Origin of the sequence: Actinomadura sp. NBRC 104412, assembly GCF_030269515.1 — a bacterium.
Taxonomy (GTDB): Bacteria; Actinomycetota; Actinomycetes; order Streptosporangiales; family Streptosporangiaceae; genus Spirillospora.
In genome coordinates this window covers 17,020-38,592 of the sequence record NZ_BSTM01000021.1, presented here as the reverse complement: position 1 = coordinate 38,592, position 21,573 = coordinate 17,020, and the positions used below count along the sequence as shown (strand labels likewise).

Here is a 21,573-nt window from a genome sequence, read left to right as displayed (position 1 = left end):
GGACCGTTCGGGTCAGATGCCGGAGCGCCAGCCTCGGCGGCGGCCCGCGGGGATGACCACGGCGGCCGCGGCCACGGCGGCGGCCGCGGCGAGGGTGCCGCCGGCGATGGAGAGGGCGATGATGCGGCCGGTGCGGTCGTCCGGCGGCGGTTGGTCGATCTTGACCTTGTGCGGGACGGCGGCCACGGCGGCCTGGCCGCGGGCGACCGTGGTGACGGCGCGGAGCGGGTTGACGATGCCCGAGCCGGTGCCGGCGCCCCTGGAGCCGTCGGCGGTCAGCTCGATCTGCCGCTTGACCTGCTCGCGGTTCATCTTCGGGTGGTACGAGCGGATCAGCGCCGCGGTGCCCGCCACGAACGGGGCGGCCTGGCTGGTGCCGTCGGACATGTGGTATGTGCCCTGCGGCCACGTGCTGACGACCGACTGCCCGGGCGCCGTCACGGTGACCGGGGTGGTCTGGTTGGAGAAGGTCGCCAGCGAGCCGTCCTTGTTGAGCGCCCCGACCGCGATGACGCCCTCGTAACTGGCCGGGTAGGCGTTGCGCGGCGTCTGGCTCTGGTCCCTGATGTTGCCGGCCGCCGCGACGATCACCACGTCCCTGTCCAGGGCGAACCGCACCGCGGCGCGCAGCTCCGGGTAGTCGGGCGACTGGGACGACATGTTGATGACCTTGGCGCCGAGGTTCACGGCGCGGCGGATCGCCAGCGGCGCCCACTTGGGGTCGTTCTGCTGGCTGCCGGTCGCCGCCTTGATCGAGATCAGCTCGGCGGCGGGCGCGACCCCGAGGAACGGGATGCCCTGCGCGCGCATGTCGGCGGCGCCGATGATGCCCGCGACCTCGGTGCCGTGGCCGACGCAGTCCTCGTTGCCGGTGTTGGTGACGTCGTACTGCGTGACGCGGCCCCGCAACTGGGGGTGTGACGCGTCCACGCCGCTGTCGATGATCGCGACCTTGACGCCCTTGCCCCGCGTCAGCTCCCACGCCTCGGTGAAGTTGAGCTGCTCCTGCGGCCAGAGCTGGGGCGGGAGCTGCTGCCTCGGCTGCCCGGCCTCGCGGGGCTGCTGGCAGGGGGCCGCCGCGTTCGCCACAGGTACCAGCGGGGGAGCCCACGCCAGCCCGAACCCCAGAGCCGACACCAGAGCGGCCCACCGTGCTCGCCTCAATGCCACCACTCCCCTGGGGCGAATCAGAGCCACCGCCTGCTGCCGGGAGCACATGTTGTCATAGCGGTGCGAATCGCAATTCTAAGCCCGCGCCGCGAAGCGCTTCAGCCGATCCTGCCGAGGGCGTCGTTGATCGCCTGGGTGAGCAGCTCCATCTGCTTCAGGCCCTGCTCGGGCGAGCCGGACGCCTCGTCCCTGTCCGTGCTGGACGGAACGGGGCGCAGCCCGTCGAGCGCGGCGTTCACCGCGGTGACCACCAGGCCGGCCAGCTCCTCCGAGGGCAGATCGCGCACCTTCTCGTCGAACTCCACGGCCGTCAGCCGCCCGTGCTCGGCCGTTGCCGTGACCCGTCCGCCCGCGTCCCCCGCGGTCGCCTCGCCCACCGCCGTCGCGCCGTCGCCGCCCGCCGCCACCGGACGGTCGGCGCGCATCTCCTCCAGCGTCGCCCGCGCCTCGGCCAGCAGCCGGTCCAGGTCCGCACTCGAGAACTCGGTCAAGCCGGTCATCCCTCCATGATCAGCAGCGATCCCGGGACGAGCATAGTCATCCCGGACGCGACGGGCCCCGCCGTCCGCGCGAACGCGGAACGGCGGGGCCCGTGCGGACCGGCTCCGGGTCAGATCTCGACCTCAAGGGCCGCGACCTCGCCGGTCTTGGCACTGACGGTGCTGTCGACGCTGACGCCCCCGGCGGCCAGCACGCGCACCGTCCAGTCGCCGTCGGCGGCGAAGAAACGGAACACGCCCTCGTCGCCGGTGACGACCTCGGCGGTGAACTCGCCGGTCGAGTCGAGCAGACGGGCGTAGGCGCTGGACACCGGAACGCCGTCGCGCGTCACGGTGCCCTGGATCACGGCTTCCTTGGACAGGTCGACGGTCGCGGGCAGGTGCGCCGTCTGCGCGGGCGCTGCGCAGCCCTGGGTCATGACTCCTCCTTTTCCGCCGTGCTCGGCGGCCGTACTCCGCGGAACGTTACTTCGGCTCGCCCAGCTCGACGGGAACGCCGACGAGCGAGCCGTACTCGGTCCAGGAACCGTCGTAGTTCTTCACGTCCTCCAGGCCCAGCAGCTCGTGCAGGGCGAACCAGGTGTGCGAGGAACGCTCGCCGATGCGGCAGTAGGCGATGGTCGGCTTGCTCAGGTCCACACCGGCCTCGGTGTACAGCTCGCGCAGCTCCTCGTCGGACTTGAACGTGCCGTCGTCGTTGGCCGCCTTGGACCAGGGGATGCTGCGCGCGGTGGGCACGTGACCGGCCCGCTGCGCCTGCTCCTGCGGCAGGTGCGCCGGGGCCAGCAGCTTGCCGCTGAACTCGTCGGGCGAACGCACGTCGATCAGGTTCTTCTTGCCGATCGCGTCCACGACCTCGTCACGGAAGGCGCGGATGCCCAGGTCCTGCTCCTTGGCCGTGTACTGGGTGGCGGGACGCTCGGGCACGTCGGTGACCAGCTCGCGGGAGTCCAGCTCCCACTTCTTGCGGCCGCCGTCCAGCAGCTTGACCTTCTCGTGCCCGTACAGCTTGAAGTACCAGTAGGCGTAGGCGGCGAACCAGTTGTTGTTGCCGCCGTACAGGATGACCAGATCGTCGTTGGCGATGCCCTTGCCGGACAGGAGCTGCTCGAAGCCCGCCTTGTCGACGAAGTCGCGGCGGACCGGGTCCTGCAGCTCGTTCTTCCAGTCGATCTTCACGGCGCCACGGATGTGGCCCTTGTCATAGGCGGACACGTCCTCGTCGACCTCGACGAGGACGAGGCCGGGAGCGTCGAGGTTGGCCTCGACCCATTCGGCGTCCACCAGAACGTCTGAGCGGCTCATGCGGGAACCTCCCTGTCGGAGCGGATCTTTGCGGTGATGCGGCGGATCAGTGTTGCTGGAGGGGGGACGACCCTCCGCGCCCCCCGAACCGGCTTCGTCGGAGCAAGAGGTACACCTCGCAGCCCAGGCAGAACCCGAACGCCGCGTTCAGGAACGCCGCCGCCAGCGCCAGCGCTGTGGCGCCGATTCCCAGCCAGGTGGCCTCCAGGGCGTATCCGAGCGTCCCGACCAGCGCGAACGCCAGGCCCACCCCCTGCGCGAACCGGGGCGGGGCCGCGTCCTCCAGCTCGGCCGGCGGGCCGAGCCGGGGACGGATCAGCGCCTGGTACACCAGCCCGTACGGCGCGTACCTGAGGCCGAAGACGGTCGCGATGGCGAACACCACGGCCTGCGCGGCCAGCAGAATCCAGCTTCCGGTCACCAGGACGACGATCAGGACCAGGGTGGTCAGGGTCGCGGCCCATCGCTGCCCACGCGGATCAACCTGCATCGGGATGCTCCTGGCGGAGGGAGTCTGTGCGTTCGGCTGGAGGGTCGGCATGCTCGGGCGGGCGTTGGAGGCGGCGCCATGGGGCGATGTGCCCTGGGAAGGGCGGACCCGGCGGCCCGGCCGGGCGGCGAGGCGCCTCAGGCCGGGCGACAGAGCGAGGTGGACACGCGGCAGAAGTCGACCGCGCGTCGCTTCGTGAGCAGCTGCTCTGTCCGGTAACGCACGGTCCGATGGTAAGCCGCACCCCGCGGTCCTGTCACATCCGTCTCGCTCCCCGAGACGAATCCATGAACCTTTTCGCAGGTCAGCGTTGCCCTGGTCATGATGTGGCCACACCGAGGGCGGCGATCACATCGGCCTTGCGCGGGGCTCCGGAGGCGCGCCGGACGATCCGCCCGTCGGCGTCCAGCACCAGCACGGTCGGGGTGCGGACGACGTTCAGCCTGCGGACCAGGTCCAGATGGGACTCGGCGTCGAGCTCCACGTGCGTCACCCCGTCCACCATGCCCGCGACCTCGCCCAGCACCCGCCGGGTGGCGCGGCAGGGGGCGCAGAACGCGGTGGAGAACTGCACGAGGGTGGCGCGCTCGCCGAGCCTCGAGCCGATCTCCGCGGCGCCGAGCCGCTCGTCCATCCCGCCGGTCACCCCCTCGGCCCCGCCTTGCGAACGTCGTGGGCGTTTCGGGTGCTGTGGGCGCAGCCTGCCGTCCCGGGCGCGCCGGACGAGGCCGAACACCGTCGCCGCGGCGAGCACCAAGATCGCGACAATCGCACCTTCCACCCCTAGATCCACCCCTGCGTCCACACCTGAACCCACGCCTGGATCAAACCACGCCCACGCCGGTTCTCTTCCCCCTCCGTCACGCCGGAATGGTGAGAATGGGCTGTCCGTCCAGCGTGACGATCCGTATCGAGACGAGCTGGTCGCGCTGGAACATGGTGGAGCTCTCGTACACGCCGAAGCCCTTGTCGTAGGCCACATGCCAGCTACCGAGCATGTCGCGCTCCCCGTCCCGGGACACCGCGTACCAGCGGCAGTCGCCGCCGCGCGGCACCCCCGCCAGATGCAGCTCGACCTTCGTGCCCCACTTCTTTCTGTAGAGCACCAGGATGCCCCGGACCCCGCTGCTCGCGTTCGTGGCGCTGAGCCGTTCGCCTCCGGCGGTGGCGGCCGGCGCGGTGGGCGCGGGAGGCGCGGGACGGGCGGCAGGGGGCGTGCCACCGTCCCTCCAGGCCGTCACGAACCCGCCCAGCAGGCCGCCGATGACCAGCAGCGCGCAGGCGGCCAGGGCGGCGGGCGCCCACCAGAGCCGCCCTCCGCCGTCGGAGGGGCGGACGAGGGCGGCGAGCCGTGCCCGCAGGCCGCGCCGCCGTTCGGCGGCCCGCGCCAGCAGGGCGTCGAGCAGTTCCGGCGGAGGGCCCGCCACCTGGGCGATCTGTGCCTCGTTCACCCGGCCGAGCAGGGCGGGCATGCCGGCGAGCCCGGCCAGCTCGTCCCGGCAGGACGGGCACGACTCCAGATGGGCCTCCAGCCGGGAGCGTTCCGCCGGGTCGATCGCGCCCAGGACGTACACGCCCAGGGAGGTCCGCAGCTCCGCGCAGTGGGTCACGGCGCCAACCCCCGTTCCTCCAGGACGAGTTTGAGCGCCCGCAACGCGTAGTACGAGCGGGACTTGACGGTACCGGGTGGTATTCCGAGCACCTTGGCGGCCTCGGCCACCGACCGGCCCCGGTAGTAGGTCTCCACGATCACGGCGCGGTGCTGCGGGCTGAGATCGGCCAGCGCCTCGGCGACCGTCCACGACTCCAGCGCCCGGTCGATGTCGTCGGACCCGGACGCGGTCATCACCACCTGCTCGTCGATCCCCGTCTCCGGCGGCCTGGCCCGCCGCGCCCGGTGCGCGTCCACCACCAGGTTGCGCGCCACCGTGAACAGCCAGGGACGCACCGGACGCCCTGCGAGCGCCTCAGGGTGCCGCCAGGCGCGTAGCAGCGTCTCCTGGACGACATCCTCGGCCTGAGGCCGGTCGCCGCCTGTCAGGCGCAGGACGTAGCCGAGGAGAGGACCCCCATGCTCGTCGTAGAGCGCGCGTAGCAGCCCCTCATCCGCGGTCGGACCCACACAACCAACACGTACGACCTCGAGAAGGGGTTCACAACCCTTGGGACCGGGTTTCCCGCCAGGGACGCGGGCTCATCTGTTGCCGTTGAGGTTGCCCATGCTGAGGTTGCCGGCGGTGGCGGTCACGCGAAGGCCGTCCCCGGTGGGCCGGATCTCGCTGATGCGGGACCCGACCGGCAGGTTGGTCAGGGGGACGTTCCAGGTCAGGCGGCTGCGGACCAGGCTGAGCGGGATCGGGACGCCCGAACCGCTCGGGCTGACCGACACGGGTGTGACCGCGATGCCCTTGGCGGTGGCCCGGACCGACACCACCGCGGTCCCGGACAGAGGCACGCCCAGCAGCCGGCCGCCCAGGTCGACCTGGAGATCGTCGCCCTTCGACTGGATCTTTTTGACCTGCTCGGGTGCGCGCTGTCGCAACACCTCGTACGGGATCAGCGCGGAGGCCGTGGCGGTCTGGACCGTGATGTTGTCGACGTTGCCGGAGGTGATGTCGCCCAGCGCCGCGCCGATCCCGCGCATCTGCACCGTGACGTCCCTGACGGTGACGCCCTCCTGCGTCCAGTCGCCGATGGCCACGTCCACCTGCTGGTACTCGCCGCCCACCGCCTGCGTCAGGAACGGGAAGCCGTGGATCTGCACATCGGGCCGCTGCGGCAGCGCGTACTGCGCCGCGACCTGATTGGCGATCTCGTTCTCGGCGATCCGCACGCCGATCCGGTCCACGGCGACCACGAGCCCGATCACCAGGATCAGGAGGACGACCAAGACCTTCCGCATGACACTCCTCAGGGACTCGTGGCCGGGCGCCGCTGACCACGCGCTCCGGTCGGCCACACACTAGTTGGACGGCCCGGGCATCGTGTCCCTCCAGGGAGTGACATGCACCGGGAAGTGTGAGATCAGCCACCCGCGAACGGCGGCAGCACCTCGATCACGGCTCCCTCGGACAGCTCGATCGCGCCGTGCGGGCGGGTGCCGACCGGGGCGCCGTCGACCAGGAACGAGCTGCGCCGTACGACCCGGTCGAAATCCGCTGATCGCCCGGGTTGCCGGGCCGCCCGCGCCAGCGCGACCTCAAGGGTGGGCGCGTCGAAGGGCTCCTCGTCGACGCCCGCCGCGGCCTTGGCGGCGGCCCAGTACCTGATCGTTCCCTTGGCCATGGTCCCGGTCTCCCCTCCCGTTCATCGCGCCGACCCGCCCCTCGCCCCCATTGCCCCATGAGACACCTGGGATATCCTCTAGGGAGAGGGATCCGGGCGATGGGGCCATGGAGTTCATCGAGAGTCCAGCATGGCACCACCTCGCGAGCCGTGGCCGTGCCGGGGCTCGACGATGAACCGCCTGGGTCCTGACGTCTTTCTGGGCGAGGAGGCGGCACTTGAGCAGCTTGCTCCTGCTGACCAACGCTTTGGAACCTTCCGATGAGGTCCTGCCGGCACTGGGGCTTCTGCTGCACTCGGTCCGCGTGGCGCCCGCCGAGGCGTCCGCGCTGATCGACGCGCCGCCGGCCGACGTGGTGCTGGTGGACTGCCGCCGCGACCTGGTCCAGGCCAAGAGCCTGTGCCGGCTGCTGCGCACCACCGGCCTCGACTGCCCGCTGCTGGGCATCGTCACCGAGGGCGGCCTGGCCGCGCTCAGCCCCGAATGGGGCCTGGACGACGTGCTGCTCCAGACCGCGGGACCCGCCGAGGTGGAGGCCAGGCTGCGGCTCGCGGTGGGACGCGCCGCCGCGGTCGCCGAGGCCGACGACGTCCCGGGCGAGATCCGCAGCGGCGAGCTGACCATCGACGAGGCCACCTACACCGCCCGGCTCCGCGGCCGCGTCCTCGACCTGACCTTCAAGGAGTTCGAGCTGCTGAAGTACCTGGCGCAGCACCCGGGCCGGGTCTTCACCCGGGCGCAGCTCCTCCAGGAGGTCTGGGGCTACGACTACTTCGGCGGCACCAGGACCGTGGACGTCCACGTCCGGCGGCTGCGCGCCAAGCTCGGCGCCGAGTACGAGTCGCTGATCGGCACCGTCCGCAACGTCGGCTACCGCTTCGTCCCCGACCACCGCCCCGGCGACCCGGAAGAGGCCACCCCGGTCAACGCCTGACGCGCTCGCCTGACCTCCGCCCCGGATGCCTGGTCGTGCGGCCGGAGGAGGGGCCGCGCCGCTCAGCCGAAGCGGCCGGTGATGTAGTCCTCGGTCGCCTTCTCCTCCGGGTTGGTGAAGATGGTGCTGGTCTCGCCGATCTCGATCAGCCTGCCCGGCTTGCCGGTCCCGGCGATGTTGAAGAACGCCGTACGGTCGCTGACCCGGGCCGCCTGCTGCATGTTGTGCGTGACGATCACGATGGTGTACCGGCTCTTCAGCTTGGCGATCAGATCCTCGATGGCCAGCGTGGAGATCGGGTCGAGGGCCGAGCACGGCTCGTCCATCAGCAGCACCTGCGGCTGCACCGCGATCGCGCGGGCGATGCACAGCCGCTGCTGCTGCCCGCCGGACAGGCCCGCGCCCGGCTTCCCCAGCCGGTCCTTGACCTCGTTCCAGAGGTTGGCGCCCTTGAGCGACTCCTCCACGATGTCGTCGAGCTGGGACTTCCTGCGGACGCCGTTCAGCTTCAGCCCGGCCGCCACGTTGTCGTAGATCGACATGGTGGGGAACGGGTTGGGCCGCTGGAACACCATGCCCACCAGGCGGCGCACCGCGACCGGATCCACCGAGGGGGCGTACAGGTCCTCGTCGTCCAGCATCACCTTGCCCTCGACCCGGGCACCCGGGATCACCTCGTGCATCCGGTTGAGGGTCCGCAGAAAGGTGGACTTGCCGCAGCCGGACGGCCCGATGAACGCGGTCACCGAGCGCGGCTCGATCGTCATCGAGATGTCCTCGATGGCGTGGACGCCGCCGTAGTAGGCGTGCAGCCCGGACACTTCGATCCGCTTGGCCATGGGGTGAATGCTCCTTGCTCGGTTCGGCGGCCGGGGCGGCCGTGGTCGGGGAGGCGGAGGGGCGCGGGGCGGGGACGGATCAGCGTCCTCCGGCGGGGCGGTAGAGGCGGGCGATCATCCGGGCGCCCAGGTTCAGCAGCATGATGATCAGGATCAGCACCAGCGCGCCGGTCCAGGCCCGGTCGATGGAGTTCTGGTTGGGGTCGGCGGCCTGCTCCCAGATGAAGGTGGGCAGCGAGCCCTGCGGCCCCTCGAACGGATTGGTGTTGATCGCCTTGGTGAAGAAGATGGTCAGCAGCAGCGGCGCCGTCTCGCCCATCACCCGCGCCACCGCCAGCATGATCCCGGTGACGATGCCGGTCATCGCGGTGGGCAGCACCACGAAGCAGACCGTCCGCCAGCGCGGCACGCCCAGCGCGTACGACGCCTCACGCAGGTCGGCGGGGACCAGCTTCAGCATCTCCTCGGTGGCCCGCACCACGGTCGGGATCATCAGGATGGTCAGCGCCAGCGAACCGGCGAACCCGGAGAACTCGAACCCGAAGGTCAGCAGCCACAGCGCCAGGATGAACAGCCCCGCCACGATGGACGGGATGCCGGTCATCACGTCCACGAAGAAGCTGATCACGCGCGCCAGCCGGCCGCCGTTGCCGTACTCCACCAGGTAGATCGCGGTGAGCACGGCGATCGGCACCGCGATCAGACTGGTGATCGCCACCTGCTCCAGGGTGCCGACGATCGCGTGGTAGGCGCCCCCGCCCGGGTCGCGGCCGCTCAGCCCGTTCATGGAGAACTGGAAGAACGTGCCGTCCAGCCGGGCCAGCCCATTGGCGACCACCGTCCACAGGACCGACACCAGCGGGATCACCGCCAGCGCGAAGGCCACGTAGACCAGCACCTGCACCAGCCGGTCCTTGACCTTGCGGCCGAGGGAGACCGAGGTCAGCTCGGACCCGGTGCGGGTGGGCTTGCTCATGCCGGTGGCCGGTGCGGCGCTCACACGAACTCCCTGCGGCGGGCGACGACGGCGCGCGCCGCCATGTTGACGATGAGGGTGATGACGAACAGCACCAGCCCGGAGGCGATCAGCGCGCCCTGCCCGGTACGGCTGGCCTCGGCGAAGCTGTTGGCGATGTTGGCGGCGAAGGTGGTGCCGCCGTCCTCGAGGATGTGCCAGTTGATGCCGGGGACGAAGGTCAGCACCATCGCGACGGCGATGGTCTCGCCCATGGCGCGGCCGAGCCCGAGCATCGACGCGCCGATCATCCCGGAGCGGCCGTACGGCAGCACCGACATCCGGATCATCTCCCAGCGGGTGGCGCCCAGCGCCAGCGACGCCTCGATGTGCGCCTGCGGCACCTGGAGGAACACCTCGCGGGAGATGGACGAGATGATCGGCAGGATCATGATCGCCAGCACCACCGAGGCGGTGAAGATCGAGTTCTTGCCGGGGCTGTCGCCGCCGAACAGAGGGATCCAGCCGAGCGCGCCGTTGAGGAACGAGCTGATCCCCTCCATGTGCCGGGAGAGGAAGATCAGGCCCCACAGCCCGTACACGATGCTGGGCACGGCCGCCAGCAGGTCCACCAGGTAGCCCAGCCCGGCCGCGAGCCGGCGCGGCGAGTAGTACGAGATGAACAGCGCGATCCCGATCGCCACCGGGGTCGCCATCAGCATCGCCAGCAGCGAGGACATCACCGTCCCGAACGCCAGTTGCGCGATGCCGAACCGCGGCGGCGTGGCGTTGGGGTTCCACGTCTCCGAGGTCAGGAAGTTGGCCTGGTTCTCCCGCAGCGGGCCGATCGCCTTCCAGATCAGGAACACCGCGATCGCGGCCATGATGGCCAGCACGATGAGCCCGGAGCCGCGGGCGGCCCCGGCGAAGATTCTGTCCCCGGCCCTGCCGGTGCTCATCCGCCGCCCGATGGCCCGGTGTTCGGCGCCGACGCCCGACTCGACGCCGGTCTGCGTGGTCACGGGTGATCCTCCTCTGCTGCCGGAGCCTGTGCCCCCGGAACCCGGGACGGCCCCGCCACCGAGGTCGTCGGTGACGGGGCTGCCGTCGTCGGGATCCGGGCTCAGGACAGCGCCTTGATGGACGTCTGGACCTTCGTCAGCACTTCGGGGGGCAGCGGCGCGTAACCGATGTCGGTCAGCACCTTCTGGCCGTCCGCGCTGGCGGTGTAGGTCAGGAACGACTTCACGAACTGCGCCTGCTCGGCCGGCAGGCCCTTCTCACAGGCGATCTCGTAGGTCACCAGGACGATCGGGTATGCGCCCGGCTCCTTGGTGGCGTAGTCGATCTCCAGCGCGACATCGTTGCCGGTGCCGACGACCTTGGCGCCGGCCACGGCCTTGGACGCGGTGTCCGCGCTCAGCGCGGTGTACTCGCCCGCACCGTTCTTGATCTTGGCGGTCTGCAGCTTGTTGGTCTCGGCGTAGGACATCTCGACGTACGAGATCGTCCCGGCGCCGTTCTTCACCTGCGCGGTGACGCCGTCGGACTTGTTGGCGCCCTGGCCGGCCTTGGCGGGCCACTTCTTCTCCGGCTCCCAGGTCCACGCGCTGGGCGCGGTGGCCTTGAGGTACTTGGTGAAGTTCTCCGTGGTGCCGGACTCGTCCGCGCGGTACACCGGCTTGATGTCGCTGTCGGGAAGGGACGCCCCGGAGTTCTCCTTGGCGATCGCCGGGTCGTTCCACTTCTTGATCTTGCCGGAGAAGATGTTGGCCAGGGTCTCCGGCGAGAGCTGGAGGCCGTTCACGCCCTGCAGGTTGTAGATCACCGCGACCGGGCCGACGACCATCGGCAGGTTGACCGCGTTCGAGCCCTGGCAGCGCTGCTTGGCGGCCGCGGCCTCGTCCGGCTTGAGGGCCGAATCCGACCCGGCGAAGGCCACCTGGCCCTGAGTGAACGCCTCGATACCCGCACCCGAGCCGCTCGGGTTGTAGTTCAGGTTGGCTCCCGCGCACTTCTGCGCATAGATCTTGGTCCACTCCTCGATGGCGTTCTTCTGCGCGCTGGAACCGGCGGCGTTGACCGTCGCCTTCGCGCAGTCGATGGCGCCGGTGGGCACGCTTGACGCGCCGGCGCCGCCCTGGTTGCTGTCGCTCCCGCAGGCGCTGAGGGCGAGCGCGCCCGCCACGACCACACCGCCAAGGGCGGCGAGCCGAGAACCGTTCTTCACCGGTAGGTCTCCTCTGAGTTCATGGTCAGGCGGTGTCCCGACTGCGGGCTGGGGCGATTTGCCCAGGTAAGGGGGTCACCGTCGGAAGAGACGGTAGGCAGGGGAGATGACCAGTCACCCCGAACCAGATGAACGAGACATGAACGCCACTTGCAAGCGGGGCGAAGAATGCCTCGCGAAACGGTGGACGCAGGGTTAACACCGCAGGTCATTCCGCCCAAGAATCCCCAAGAACCCCGGACATACCGGGGCATTTCGGACTAGACGTCAGGCGGTGCCGTACATGACGTCGACGGTGTGACGGGTGAAGCCCAAGGACTCGTAGAGACGGACGGCCGCCGTGTTGGACTCGTCCACATAAAGCAGGATGTAGGGCACGCCGCGCCGCTGGAGATGATGCAGGCCGGCCAGGGTCAGGACACGCCCCAGCCCGTGGCCCTGGGCGTCCGGATCGACACCGACCACATAGACCTCCCCGGCGCCGTCCGGGTGGACCTTCGTCCAGTGGAAGCCCAGCGGCCTCCCGGTGGCGACGCCCTCGGCCAGGAAGAACCCGGACGGGTCGAACCAGGGCTCCCGCTCGCGCTGGCGCACGTCCTCCATCGTCCAGGCGCCCTGCTCGGGATGGTCGGCGAACGCGCGGCGGTTGACCTCCAGCCACGCCTCCTCGTCCCGTCCCGGAACGAACGTGCGCAACCGCACGTCATCGGGGACGCGGAACTCGGGCAGCGGATCGGCGGCGGGGCGGCGCATCTGGAAGAGGGCGCGGACACGGCGCAGGCCCTCGGCTTCGGCCAGCGCCGCCGCGGCGGGCAGGTCGCCGTGCGCCCACACGCGAAGGGGACCGCCCGCCTCGTCCCGCAGAGTGCGCAGCAGCGCGCGGCCGTGCCCTTGGCGGCGATGGGACGGGTGGACGACCAGTTCGGCGGAGGCGCTCTCGTCCTCCGTGGCCGGGTCGAGGTGCGCGTACGCGACGACCGTGCCGGACGGCTCGGCGATCGTCAGGCCGTGGCCGCCGTTGCGGAGCCGCAGCAGCGCGTGCTCGGAGAGGGGGGCCACCCCGTCCTCCTCCGTGGCCGCCTCCACCAGGGAGAGCACCTGGGAGATCTCGGAGTCGGACAGCCCCTCGGTCATGCTCTCGCCCCGTTCGCTCATGCCACGTCACCATGCCCGGTCATGATCGTGACTCTATGCGGCCGTACGGGAACGATGCCCGGCGACTCCTGGCCAAACCGTCACGAAAACGTCATGTGGCCGCCGGACGGCCGTAGTCGGGCCCCTTCTACGGTGCGGGAATGACTCGACGACGGATCCTCATGGCGTGCGGGACCGCGGTCGTCGCCGCGGTGGCGGTGGCGGCGCAACCCGCCTCCGCCGGCCCGGCGCCCACCGCGTCCGTGCGGCTGCTGTCCCTGAACGACTTCCACGGCAACCTGGAGCCGCCGACCGGAAGCTCGGGCACGGCCATCGACGAGAACGGCGCGTCCGTACCGGCCGGGGGCGCCGCCTACGTGGCCGCCCACCTCAAGCGGCTGGCCAACCGCGACACGCTGACCGTGGCACAGGGCGACCTGATCGGCGCGTCCCCGCTGATCTCCGCCGCGTTCCACGACGAACCCTCGGTCGACTTCCTCGGCCGGGTGGGGGTCACCGCGTCCGCGGTCGGCAACCACGAGTTCGACGAAGGCCAAGACGAGCTGCGCCGGATCCAGAACGGCGGCTGCCACCCTGTCGACGGCTGCTCCCCCGCCGGGCGATGGAAGGGCGCCAAGTTCGACTACCTCGCGGCCAACGTCCTACGCAAGAACCACAAGCCCATCCTCAAGCCCTGGACGATCCGCCGCGTCAACGGGGTCCGGGTCGGATTCATCGGGGTCGTCACCAAGACCACGCCGACCATCGTCACGCCCCAGGGCGTCCAGGGCCTGACCTTCGACGACGAGGTCAGGGCCGCCAACCGGGCCGCGGCCGAGCTCAAGAAGCGCCATGTGAAGTCGATCGTCCTGCTCGTCCACGAGGGCGACCAGGTCCCGTCCGGCCAGCGCCCCGACGCCTGCGGCGTGGTGCCCGGCGCGGGAACGCGGATCGCCAGGGACGCCGACCCGGAGATCGACGTCGTGCTGTCCGGGCACACCCACCAGCAGTACGTGTGCACCGTGACCGACCCGAGCGGCGAGCCGAGGCTCTACTCGTCCGGCTCGTCCTTCGGACGGGTCATCACCCAGGTCGACTTCAAGGTGAACCGGCGCACCGGGGACGTCGTCCGCTCGTCCCTGAGGGGCGACAACCACGTGGTGACCCGGACCGTCCCGCCGGACCCGGCGACCGAGGCGTTCGTTCAGACCTGGAAGGACCGGGTCGCCGAACGCGCCAACCGGCCGGTCGGCACCATCACCGCCGACCTCACCCGTGCCCCGTCCCCGTCCGGCGAGACCGCGCTCGGCGACGTGATCGCCGACGCCCAGCTCGAGTCGATGAAGGGCGAAGGCGCCCAGGTCGCGCTGATGAACCCCGGCGGCGTCCGCGCCGACCTGACCTTCGCCGCCGGCGGCTCCGAGGGCGACGGCGTGGTCACCTACGGCGAGGCGTTCCAGGTGCAGCCGTTCAGCAACCTGATGGGCGTCGTCACCCTCACGGGCGCCCAACTGGACGCCGTGCTCGAACAGCAGTGGACCAGCGCGGGCGAAAAGATTCTGCAACCCTCCTCCACGCTGCACTTCACCATCGACCGCAGCCGCCCCGTCGGGGACCGCGTCTCGGGCATCACCGTGGACGGCACCCCCGTCGACCCGGCCGCGTCCTACCGGGTCGCCGCCAACAACTTCCTGCTGGGCGGCGGCGACGGCTTCACGGTCTTCACCGAAGGCACCGACCAGGTCCTCGGCCCGATCGACCTGGACGGCTTCGTCGCCTACATGACCGCCAACTCCCCGATCTCACCCCCACCCCTGAACCGCATCTCAGGGGAGTGATCGTGGGAAGCGCCCCCGCAGTGGCACTGGCGGCACACCTCCGCCGGCCGGAAGCTCGGGCACGGCAGCCAGGATTCAGGCTTACCGACGTGCGTGATTCCGGTCAGCAATTCCCAGCAACGCAGGGGGCGAAGCCCCTTGCCGGGGGTGCAGGGGGCGGAGCCCCTTGCCAGGGGTGTCGGGGGCGGAGCCCCTGACCGGCGAAGGCCGCGGCCCGGAGCGAGCCCTGCGAGCGCAGGGCCGCGGCCTTCGCCGCATCGGGGGGTGTGGGGGGTCGCCCCCCACACGGTGGGGCGTGGGGGGTCGCCCCCCACACGGTTACGCTCCGAACAGGTGCACCAGCCAGTAGACCAGTGCGGCCACTGAGGCGGCCATGGGCATGGTGAGGACCCACGCGGTGACGATGTTGCCCGCCACGCCCCAGCGGACGGCCGACAGGCGTTTGGTGGCGCCCACGCCCATGATCGATGAGGTGATGGTGTGGGTGGTGGAGATTGGAGCGTGCCAGAAGTACGCGGTCGCGTACAGGATCATCGAGGCGGTCGCTTCGGCGGCGAAGCCCTTGGGCGGGTCGAGTTCGATCACGCGGCGGCCCAGGGTCCGCATGATGCGCCAGCCGCCCGCGTACGTGCCGAGCGACAGTGCGCCGGCACAGGAGACGATCACCCACAGCGGGACGCCTTGGCCGTCGGAGTGTCCGGTGGTGACGAGCGCCAGGACGATGATGCCCATGGTCTTCTGGGCGTCCTGGAGGCCGTGGCCGAGGGCCATCGACGCGGCGGACACCGACTGGGCGATGCGGAAACGGCGGCCGACCCGGCTGGGCTGGGCCCGCCGGAAGATCCACAGGATCGCCACCATCACCAGGTAGGCGAGGCAGAACCCGGCCACCGGGGACAGCACCATGGGGATGGCGACCTTCTCGGCGACCGTGGTCCAGCTCACCGAGGACGCCGACGCGAGCCCGGCGCCCACCACGCCGCCGATGAGGGCGTGGGAGGACGAGGAGGGCAGCCCGAAGTACCAGGTGATCAGGTTCCAGGTGATCGCGCCGAGGACGCCGGCGGCGACCACGGTGAGGCCGTGCAGCCCCGTCGGCGGGGTGATCACCTCGCTGACGGTCTTGGCCACCTCGACGCCCAGCAGCGCGCCGATCAGGTTCATCACGGCGGCCATCAGCAGCGCCGCCCGGGGTGTCAGGGCCCGGGTGGACACCGATGTGGCGATGGCGTTGGCCGCGTCGTGGAAGCCGTTGGTGTAGTCGAAGACCAGCGCGACCACGACGACCAGGATGAGCACGGCGAGCTGGGCGTCCGAGCGGAGCCCCAGCGCGCCGCCCAGCATGACCAGCAGCACGCCGACCAGCAGGACGGGCCAGAACTTGACCGGCCCGCGGCGGGCCTGTTCGGCGAGGGAGGGTTCGGCGGCGGGACGGCCCGCGACGGCGGTCGCGCCGCCCGCCGGCTCGTCCTCCGGGGTCGCGGGACGGGCGTCCGGCGGCGCGCTGTGCACCTCTCCGGACGAGCTCATGATTCCTTGACCGCGATGGTCTCGACCGTGTTGGCCACGTGCTCGAAGGCGTCGGCGGCCTCCTCCAGCCGGTCGATGACCTCTTTGAGCTTCATCACCGTCAGGGCGTCGTACTCGCCGCCGTACAGATGGGCCAGCAGCTTGCGGTACGCCTGGTCGCCCTGGTTCTCGAGCCGGTTGATCTCGATCCAGTACTCGTTGAGCTCCTTCATGGAACGCAGCCGCGGCATCGCCTCGGCGGTGAGCTCGGCGGCGCGTTCGAGCACCTCGACCATCGACACGATGCCCTTGGGGAACTCCTCGATCTTGTAGAGCACGACCAGGTCGGCGGCCTCCTCCATCTCGTCCATCACGTCGTCGATCGTGGAGGCCAGGCGGTAGATGTCCTCACGGTCGAACGGGGTGATGAACGTTTCGTTCAGCCGCCGCATGATCGCGTGGGTGCACTCGTCGCCCGCGTGCTCGCAGGCGCGCATCTTCTCCGCGATCGCCTCCCTGTCGGTGCCGTCGCTGATGAGCTCCACGAGCAGCCTGGCTCCCGTCACCAGGTTGTTCGCCGAGTCGGCGAACATGTCGTAGAAGCTGTCCTCGCGAGGCGTGAGACGCAATCGCACGTCGTACTCCTGAAGTGCCGGAACGGTCCGGTGAGGATCGTAGGCGCAACCAGGCGTAAAAAGAACCTTTGCCCCCTCTTCGGCTGGTGTCCGCCGACCTCTCACCTACAAGGGTGCCCTAGCGGCATCAATGCACACACGCGGGACACCTCCGGTCCGGAGCCCGCAGGCCCTATGGCGCCGGGGTTTCGGGCGCCTCCGGCCGTGCCGGTCACCCTGGGTGACCACTCCTGGCCCTGGAGGACCATAGGTGAGATTTTTAACATCCAGGCTACTTCGGGGATCGGGACCCCCGTCCCAGCCCGATCGGGACCGATCTAGGACACCTCCGGAGAATCCGCAGAAATCCGGCGGCATCGGTCCGCGCGGGGAGACCAACCGGGGGACCAAGGGGGGCGTCCGGCGCACAGGGGGAGCCGGGGGCGCCGTCTCGGGCGGCCCCGGCTCGCTGCGGTACTACTGGTCCTGCGGCGACAGCTCGCGACGACCGGCCTCACCGGAACGCACCCCGAGCACCATGTCGATCTCATCCAGCGTCAGCGGCCCCTCGGACGCCGCCACGGCGCTGAGCATCTCGGCATAGAGCTCGATCTCGTCCAGCGCGACCCGGTCGTGGACGCGAACATCAAAGATCTGCTGGCACACCGCGTCCACCTCCGTTCGTTCCCCCACACCCCTACCGAGGCTACGCGCACACCCCCCGCGGGCACATGACCCAAGAGGGCCATTCGCGGACCACTCTGGTCACGGGTCTTCCCGGCCACGGAGCCGGCCGGCGGACCATCTCCCGATGGTCACTAGCGCTGCCGGAAATCGCCCATCATCTGCTCCAGCGGCGACTCCGGCAGATCGCGGGCGGTCAGCCGGGCCACGGTGGCGGCGTTGACGTCCGCCCCGGCCAGCCGGGCCGCCTGCCTGGCCACGGTCTGCTCGAACAACGCCCGGACGGTACGGGCGAACGCGAAGCTCGGATCGCCGCGAAGCCGCTCGAACCGGGACATCAGCTCGACCCGAAGCTCCTCGTCCAGGGTGTAGAGATCGCGCTCGGCATAGGACTGGAACAGGCGGACGAGATCGCGGTCGCCCATGCCCTCGAACTCCAGCGTCCGCTGGAACTCGCCACGGAACGCCGGGTTGCCCGCCAGGAAGCCCTCCATTTCCGGGGCCAGTCCCGAGCACACCACCATGAGTCGCCGGCCCCGCTGGCGCATGGCCCGCAGCAGCTCGTTCACCACGGCGGGAACGCGGTCCAGCAGGTGCGCCTCCTGGACCAGCAGGACGCCGCCCAGCGCCTGCTCGACCATGCCCGCGACCCGCCTCTCGACGTCGAGCTGGTCGCGGCCGGCCAGATGGACGGGACGGCACGCCACCACGTGCCCGGAGTCCAGCAGGCCGAGCGCCGCGTAGATGCCGCCGAGCAACCCGGCCACGGTCGTCTTCCCGGTTCCGGACGGGCCTAGGAAGATCAGGTGCAGGGGCCGTGCGCCGCCCACGCCGTGCCGGGCGCGGTCGGCCTCCAGCACGGCCGCCTCCGCCAGCTCCCGTACTACCTCCTTGACCTCCTCCAGGCCGATGAGCTGGTCGAGCCGGGCCAGATAGCCGTCGATGTCGCCGGGCGGGCGCAGCGCGGGCTCGATGCCCTCGGCGACGCCGGTGAGGTCGTCGGGCGTCAGGACCAGCCGGTCCCTGGACGCGCCGCCCGCGCGTTCGAGGTGGCGCTGGCAGGCGAGGTCGAGGTACGCCTCGACGAGCCGCGCGTTCACCAGGTCGCCGGGCCCGCGCAGCCGTTCCAGGTCCTCCCTGGCGACCTCCAGCGCGGACGCGCCGATGGTGACGCGCCGTTCGTCGGCCAGCAGGTGCAGCAGCGTCATCCGGCGGTCGAGGTCGCCGAAGTCGGGCAGCCGGTACACCCGGAACACCTCGACAAGGCGCGGATGCTCTTGCAGCAGCCTCTTGTAGGCGGCCGGCTCGCAGGTCGCGATCAGCGGCGCGGAGGTGGCGGGCAGGCGGCGGGCGCGGCGCACCGCCGCCGCGGCGGCGGCCGGGTCGGCGGCCGAGGTGACCGCCACGTCCAGCCGCTCGAACAGGATGGTGGGGCCCTGCCGGCCCAGCAGCTCGGGGAGGCGCTGGGCGGCCGCGTCCCGGACGTCGTCGGCGTCGTGGGCGCGGATCGACCCGTCCCCGATCCCGGCGTCGGCGAGCGTCAGCGCGATCAGCCTGGCCAGGCGGCGCTGCCCGCTGTGCGGGGCGCCGACGATCAGCACGTTGGGCACGCCGGAGTTGGGTCCCGGGGCGCGGCCCCCGGCTCCGCCGTCGGCCCGCGTCATCCCGCTGACGCCGCCGTCCAGGCGGGTGGCGGGCCCGGCGCCGCCGTCCAGGACGGTCTCCGGTCCGCGGTCCGCACGGGTCTGGTCCAGGGCGGCCCCGGGTGACTGCCACTCCTGGACCTGGGCGCGCAGGCCGTCGAGGAGCTGGGCCGCGTCCTGCGCTCCGGAGATGAAGCTGATGCCGAACCGCGCGAAGGTACGCGGCTCCGACCTGTCGCGCGGGGGCGGGATCTTCTCGACGGGCGTCTCCGGCGCGGGCGTGTCGTCGAGGAAGTCGAAGTTGCCGACCATGGTCTCCGACATGACCCGCGTACCGGAGCCGAGGTCGCCCCCCTGCCCAGCCTTCTGGTCCTCTGGCGGCTCTTCCAGGTCTCCAGGACCCAGTACGCGCGTGCGCGGGCGCTCCTGAGGCTCTGGCGGCTGCTGAGGCGGACCCTGCGCCTGGCCCTGCGGCTGACCCTGCGGCTGGCCTTGTGGTGGAACGGGTGGGCCTTGCCGGGGCGGCTGAGCCGGGGGTGGGGGCGGTTGCGCAAGCCCTGACGGCTGGTACCCGAGCTGGGTGTAGGGCGGAACGTGGTCCGCTTCCGCCTTCTGCTCTTCGAGGGAGGCCGGTACGGGTGGGCTTGGAGGAGGCGGACTTGGCGTGGATGGGCTCGGGACCGGCGGGGCGGCAGGAGTCGGCGAAGCGACGGGGCTCGGCGGGGCGGCGGGACTCGGGGGGACGGCAGGGGGCGGTGGAGCGGCGGGGGCGGGGGTCGGGCGCTGGAAGCCCAGCTCCGTGTAAGGCGGGGCGGCGGCCTTGTCGTCACGGTCCTCGCCGGGGGCGGCAGGAGAGGCGAACCCTGCCGCAGGCGGCTGCTGGGATGCGGGCTGGGCGGGCGGCTGGACGAAGGGGCGGTCCGGTTGCGGCGGAGGCTGGACGGCCTGACCGGCACCAGGAGGGAACCCGGGCTGCGACTGCGCCGCGTACGGCGACGGCGAAGCGGGCTGCACCGGGGGTGGGGGCGTAGTGGTGGACGTACGGGCGGACGCGCGAACACGGTCACGTCCAAGGAGGGAGGCGGCCACCGCGCTCGGCACCGGGAATCCCCTGGGACGCGCGGGCATCCCACCGGCCAGCCTGCACCAGGCCAGGTCCAGTTCGTACATCGTGGCCAGCAGGGTCTCCGCGCCCTTCCCGGTGACCGAGCTCAAAGGGCTGGAGAGGCGGAAGTCCTTCGGCCAGAGGCGCCTCAGCGGGTGGCCGTTCTGCTGAAGGACCGCTTGGACGGTGTAGCGGACCTCGGGGTCCAGCCAAGGGACGACCGTGCCCGCCACGTCTTTGCGCACGACGGCGAGGTCGGCTGCGAGCAACGCGGCGGCGACCAGCCGGGGCTCGATGTAGGACGGGTCGGCGGGGTTTCCGGCGTGCCGCGCCACCTCTTCGGAAAGGGCGTAGAAGGCGTGCCGGAAGTTGTCCCCGGGCGAGCTTTCGTTGCGCAGCGCGGGCACGAGGTTGGGCGGGCAGCGGGTGAGCCACTGCTGCACTATGGCCTGGTCCCCGTACGGGAGCGCGCCGTAGTCCACGGTGGGGTTGCTCAGGGTGGTGCTGAGCATGGCCAGGAGAGCGTCGGCGCGCACACGGAAACGCTTGTCCTCGCGTAGGGCGCTGGCCACGGCCCACATCGTCCGCAACACGACCACCGCGGCGTCGACACGTCCGGCCCGGAGCCGTTCGGCGTAGATGCCGACCAGCATTTCGAGGGGCGGTGGGGTGAGCCAGCGGGGCCCGTCCACTTCGGGCAGCGGCTTGGCGCGGTACTGCTTCCAGTGGTCGAGCATCTGCGCGTCCATCCGCGCGTCGAACACCGGTGCCGTCGAGCACCACAGCATCACGCCCCAGGCGGCCACCACCGTGGACGGGGTCTGCGGTGTGAAGTCCTTCGACCAGTGGGGGTACTCCTGGACGGGCAGCGCGGCAGCGGAGTCGACGGTGGCGCGTACCCGGAGACTCAGATCGTTGTTCAGGGGACGTCCGACGAATGGACGCGGCCGCGGCGGCGCGTAGGAGAAGTCGGGACCCGCGGGCACGACATGGGGCGGCAACTGGGGCGCGGGGCCGCCTCCTTGGGCGGCGGGCCGGGCCGCCATGCGCACCTGGGGCGCGCGGGGTGGCGGGCAGAGGTACCACTGCTGGTCCGAGGGGTGCAGGCGGTACCACCGGGCCCACGCCCCGAAAAGCCACCAGGTGCCGTCGGGCAGGACGAGAACGCGCCCACCGATGGCGTGCTGGCGCTGGTGAGGCGCCGCCGACGGCCACCATCCGGCCGCCACCATCGCCCTCGTGTCACGCTCCGCCGCCGCGAACGGATCCTCCCCCATCGCGGGCCCCATCGGGGGGTTGGGCGGCGGCGCGCTCCCATAGCCCGGTCCCCACACCAC

Annotated in this window: 21 protein-coding genes; 2 read left to right on the top strand and 19 right to left on the bottom strand. The window is 71.1% G+C overall.

Translation table 11 applies throughout. The features are described 5' to 3' along the window. Positions 1–12: 12 nt before the first annotated feature. The 10 genes from QSK21_RS24115 to QSK21_RS24070 form a co-directional block, all read right to left on the bottom strand. Entirely contained in the window at positions 13–1,164 is a 1,152-nt protein-coding gene (locus QSK21_RS24115) for a S8 family serine peptidase (protein ID WP_285699097.1), read from the bottom strand. Between the two features lie 104 nt (positions 1,165–1,268). After that, entirely contained in the window at positions 1,269–1,670 is a 402-nt protein-coding gene (locus QSK21_RS24110; RefSeq protein WP_285699096.1) for a YbaB/EbfC family nucleoid-associated protein, read from the bottom strand. Between the two features lie 110 nt (positions 1,671–1,780). Beyond that, a complete protein-coding gene (locus QSK21_RS24105; protein ID WP_285699095.1) occupies positions 1,781–2,089 on the bottom strand; it encodes a DUF1416 domain-containing protein in 309 nt (102 codons plus the stop codon). Positions 2,090–2,135: 46 nt separating this feature from the next. Then, positions 2,136–2,975 carry a sulfurtransferase gene (locus QSK21_RS24100; RefSeq protein ID WP_285699094.1) on the bottom strand — a complete coding sequence of 280 codons (840 nt, stop codon included), beginning with the start codon at positions 2,973–2,975 and terminating at the stop codon, positions 2,136–2,138. Between the two features lie 46 nt (positions 2,976–3,021). Further along, complete coding sequence (locus tag QSK21_RS24095) at positions 3,022–3,465, bottom strand: DUF4395 domain-containing protein (protein WP_285699092.1); 444 nt, start codon at positions 3,463–3,465, stop codon at positions 3,022–3,024. A gap of 319 nt (positions 3,466–3,784) precedes the next feature. Beyond that, positions 3,785–4,099 (bottom strand): thioredoxin family protein, encoded by a 315-nt coding sequence (locus QSK21_RS24090; protein WP_285699249.1) that lies wholly within the window; start codon positions 4,097–4,099, stop codon positions 3,785–3,787. A gap of 226 nt (positions 4,100–4,325) precedes the next feature. Next, positions 4,326–5,075, bottom strand: a complete 750-nt coding sequence (locus QSK21_RS24085; protein ID WP_285699090.1) for an anti-sigma factor family protein — start codon at positions 5,073–5,075, stop codon at positions 4,326–4,328. Beyond that, positions 5,072–5,587, bottom strand: a complete 516-nt coding sequence (locus QSK21_RS24080) for a sigma-70 family RNA polymerase sigma factor (protein ID WP_285699089.1) — start codon at positions 5,585–5,587, stop codon at positions 5,072–5,074. The genes QSK21_RS24085 and QSK21_RS24080 overlap by 4 nt, the downstream gene beginning before the upstream one ends. Positions 5,588–5,659: 72 nt before the next feature. After that, a complete protein-coding gene (locus QSK21_RS24075; RefSeq protein ID WP_285699087.1) occupies positions 5,660–6,367 on the bottom strand; it encodes an LmeA family phospholipid-binding protein in 708 nt (235 codons plus the stop codon). Positions 6,368–6,489: 122 nt separating this feature from the next. Continuing rightward, positions 6,490–6,750 (bottom strand): MoaD/ThiS family protein, encoded by a 261-nt coding sequence (locus tag QSK21_RS24070; protein WP_285699086.1) that lies wholly within the window; start codon positions 6,748–6,750, stop codon positions 6,490–6,492. Between the two features lie 218 nt (positions 6,751–6,968). Here QSK21_RS24070 and QSK21_RS24065 point away from each other — a divergent pair, with 218 nt between their 5' ends. Next, positions 6,969–7,685 (top strand): winged helix-turn-helix transcriptional regulator, encoded by a 717-nt coding sequence (locus QSK21_RS24065; RefSeq protein WP_285699085.1) that lies wholly within the window; start codon positions 6,969–6,971, stop codon positions 7,683–7,685. A 62-nt stretch (positions 7,686–7,747) separates the two neighbouring features. Here QSK21_RS24065 and pstB read toward each other — a convergent pair whose 3' ends face one another. The 5 genes from pstB to mshD all read right to left on the bottom strand — a co-directional run bounded on the left by pstB (position 7,748) and on the right by mshD (position 12,864). Further along, positions 7,748–8,524 carry a phosphate ABC transporter ATP-binding protein PstB gene (pstB, locus tag QSK21_RS24060; RefSeq protein ID WP_285699083.1) on the bottom strand — a complete coding sequence of 259 codons (777 nt, stop codon included), beginning with the start codon at positions 8,522–8,524 and terminating at the stop codon, positions 7,748–7,750. 79 nt (positions 8,525–8,603) lie between these two features. Further along, positions 8,604–9,524, bottom strand: a complete 921-nt coding sequence (gene pstA / locus QSK21_RS24055) for a phosphate ABC transporter permease PstA (RefSeq protein ID WP_502871595.1) — start codon at positions 9,522–9,524, stop codon at positions 8,604–8,606. Then, positions 9,521–10,501 carry a phosphate ABC transporter permease subunit PstC gene (gene pstC / locus QSK21_RS24050; protein WP_285699082.1) on the bottom strand — a complete coding sequence of 327 codons (981 nt, stop codon included), beginning with the start codon at positions 10,499–10,501 and terminating at the stop codon, positions 9,521–9,523. Before pstC ends, pstA begins: the two co-directional genes overlap by 4 nt. A 101-nt stretch (positions 10,502–10,602) precedes the next feature. After that, on the bottom strand, positions 10,603–11,709 hold the full coding sequence (pstS, locus tag QSK21_RS24045; protein ID WP_285699080.1) for a phosphate ABC transporter substrate-binding protein PstS: 1,107 nt from the start codon (positions 11,707–11,709) through the stop codon (positions 10,603–10,605). Positions 11,710–11,976: 267 nt separating this feature from the next. Then, positions 11,977–12,864 (bottom strand): mycothiol synthase, encoded by an 888-nt coding sequence (gene mshD / locus QSK21_RS24040; RefSeq protein ID WP_285699079.1) that lies wholly within the window; start codon positions 12,862–12,864, stop codon positions 11,977–11,979. A gap of 140 nt (positions 12,865–13,004) precedes the next feature. Between mshD and QSK21_RS24035 the strand changes: the two genes are divergently transcribed. Next, the gene (locus QSK21_RS24035) at positions 13,005–14,681 is read left to right on the top strand and encodes a bifunctional metallophosphatase/5'-nucleotidase (RefSeq protein ID WP_285699077.1); all 1,677 of its coding nucleotides are present in this window, start codon (positions 13,005–13,007) and stop codon (positions 14,679–14,681) included. 318 nt (positions 14,682–14,999) lie between these two features. Here the strand turns inward: QSK21_RS24035 and QSK21_RS24030 are convergent, their stop codons facing one another. The 4 genes from QSK21_RS24030 to QSK21_RS24015 all read right to left on the bottom strand — a co-directional run bounded on the left by QSK21_RS24030 (position 15,000) and on the right by QSK21_RS24015 (position 21,573). Next, positions 15,000–16,211: an inorganic phosphate transporter gene (locus tag QSK21_RS24030; protein WP_502871594.1), complete on the bottom strand. Its 1,212-nt coding sequence runs from the start codon at positions 16,209–16,211 to the stop codon at positions 15,000–15,002. Next, positions 16,208–16,825, bottom strand: coding sequence for a DUF47 domain-containing protein (locus QSK21_RS24025; protein WP_285699076.1), 618 nt, complete (start codon positions 16,823–16,825; stop codon positions 16,208–16,210). Before QSK21_RS24025 ends, QSK21_RS24030 begins: the two co-directional genes overlap by 4 nt. Positions 16,826–17,281: 456 nt before the next feature. Beyond that, positions 17,282–17,497: a hypothetical protein gene (locus tag QSK21_RS24020; protein WP_285699075.1), complete on the bottom strand. Its 216-nt coding sequence runs from the start codon at positions 17,495–17,497 to the stop codon at positions 17,282–17,284. A gap of 125 nt (positions 17,498–17,622) precedes the next feature. Beyond that, the gene (locus QSK21_RS24015) at positions 17,623–21,573 is read right to left on the bottom strand and encodes an ATP-binding protein (protein ID WP_285699074.1); all 3,951 of its coding nucleotides are present in this window, start codon (positions 21,571–21,573) and stop codon (positions 17,623–17,625) included.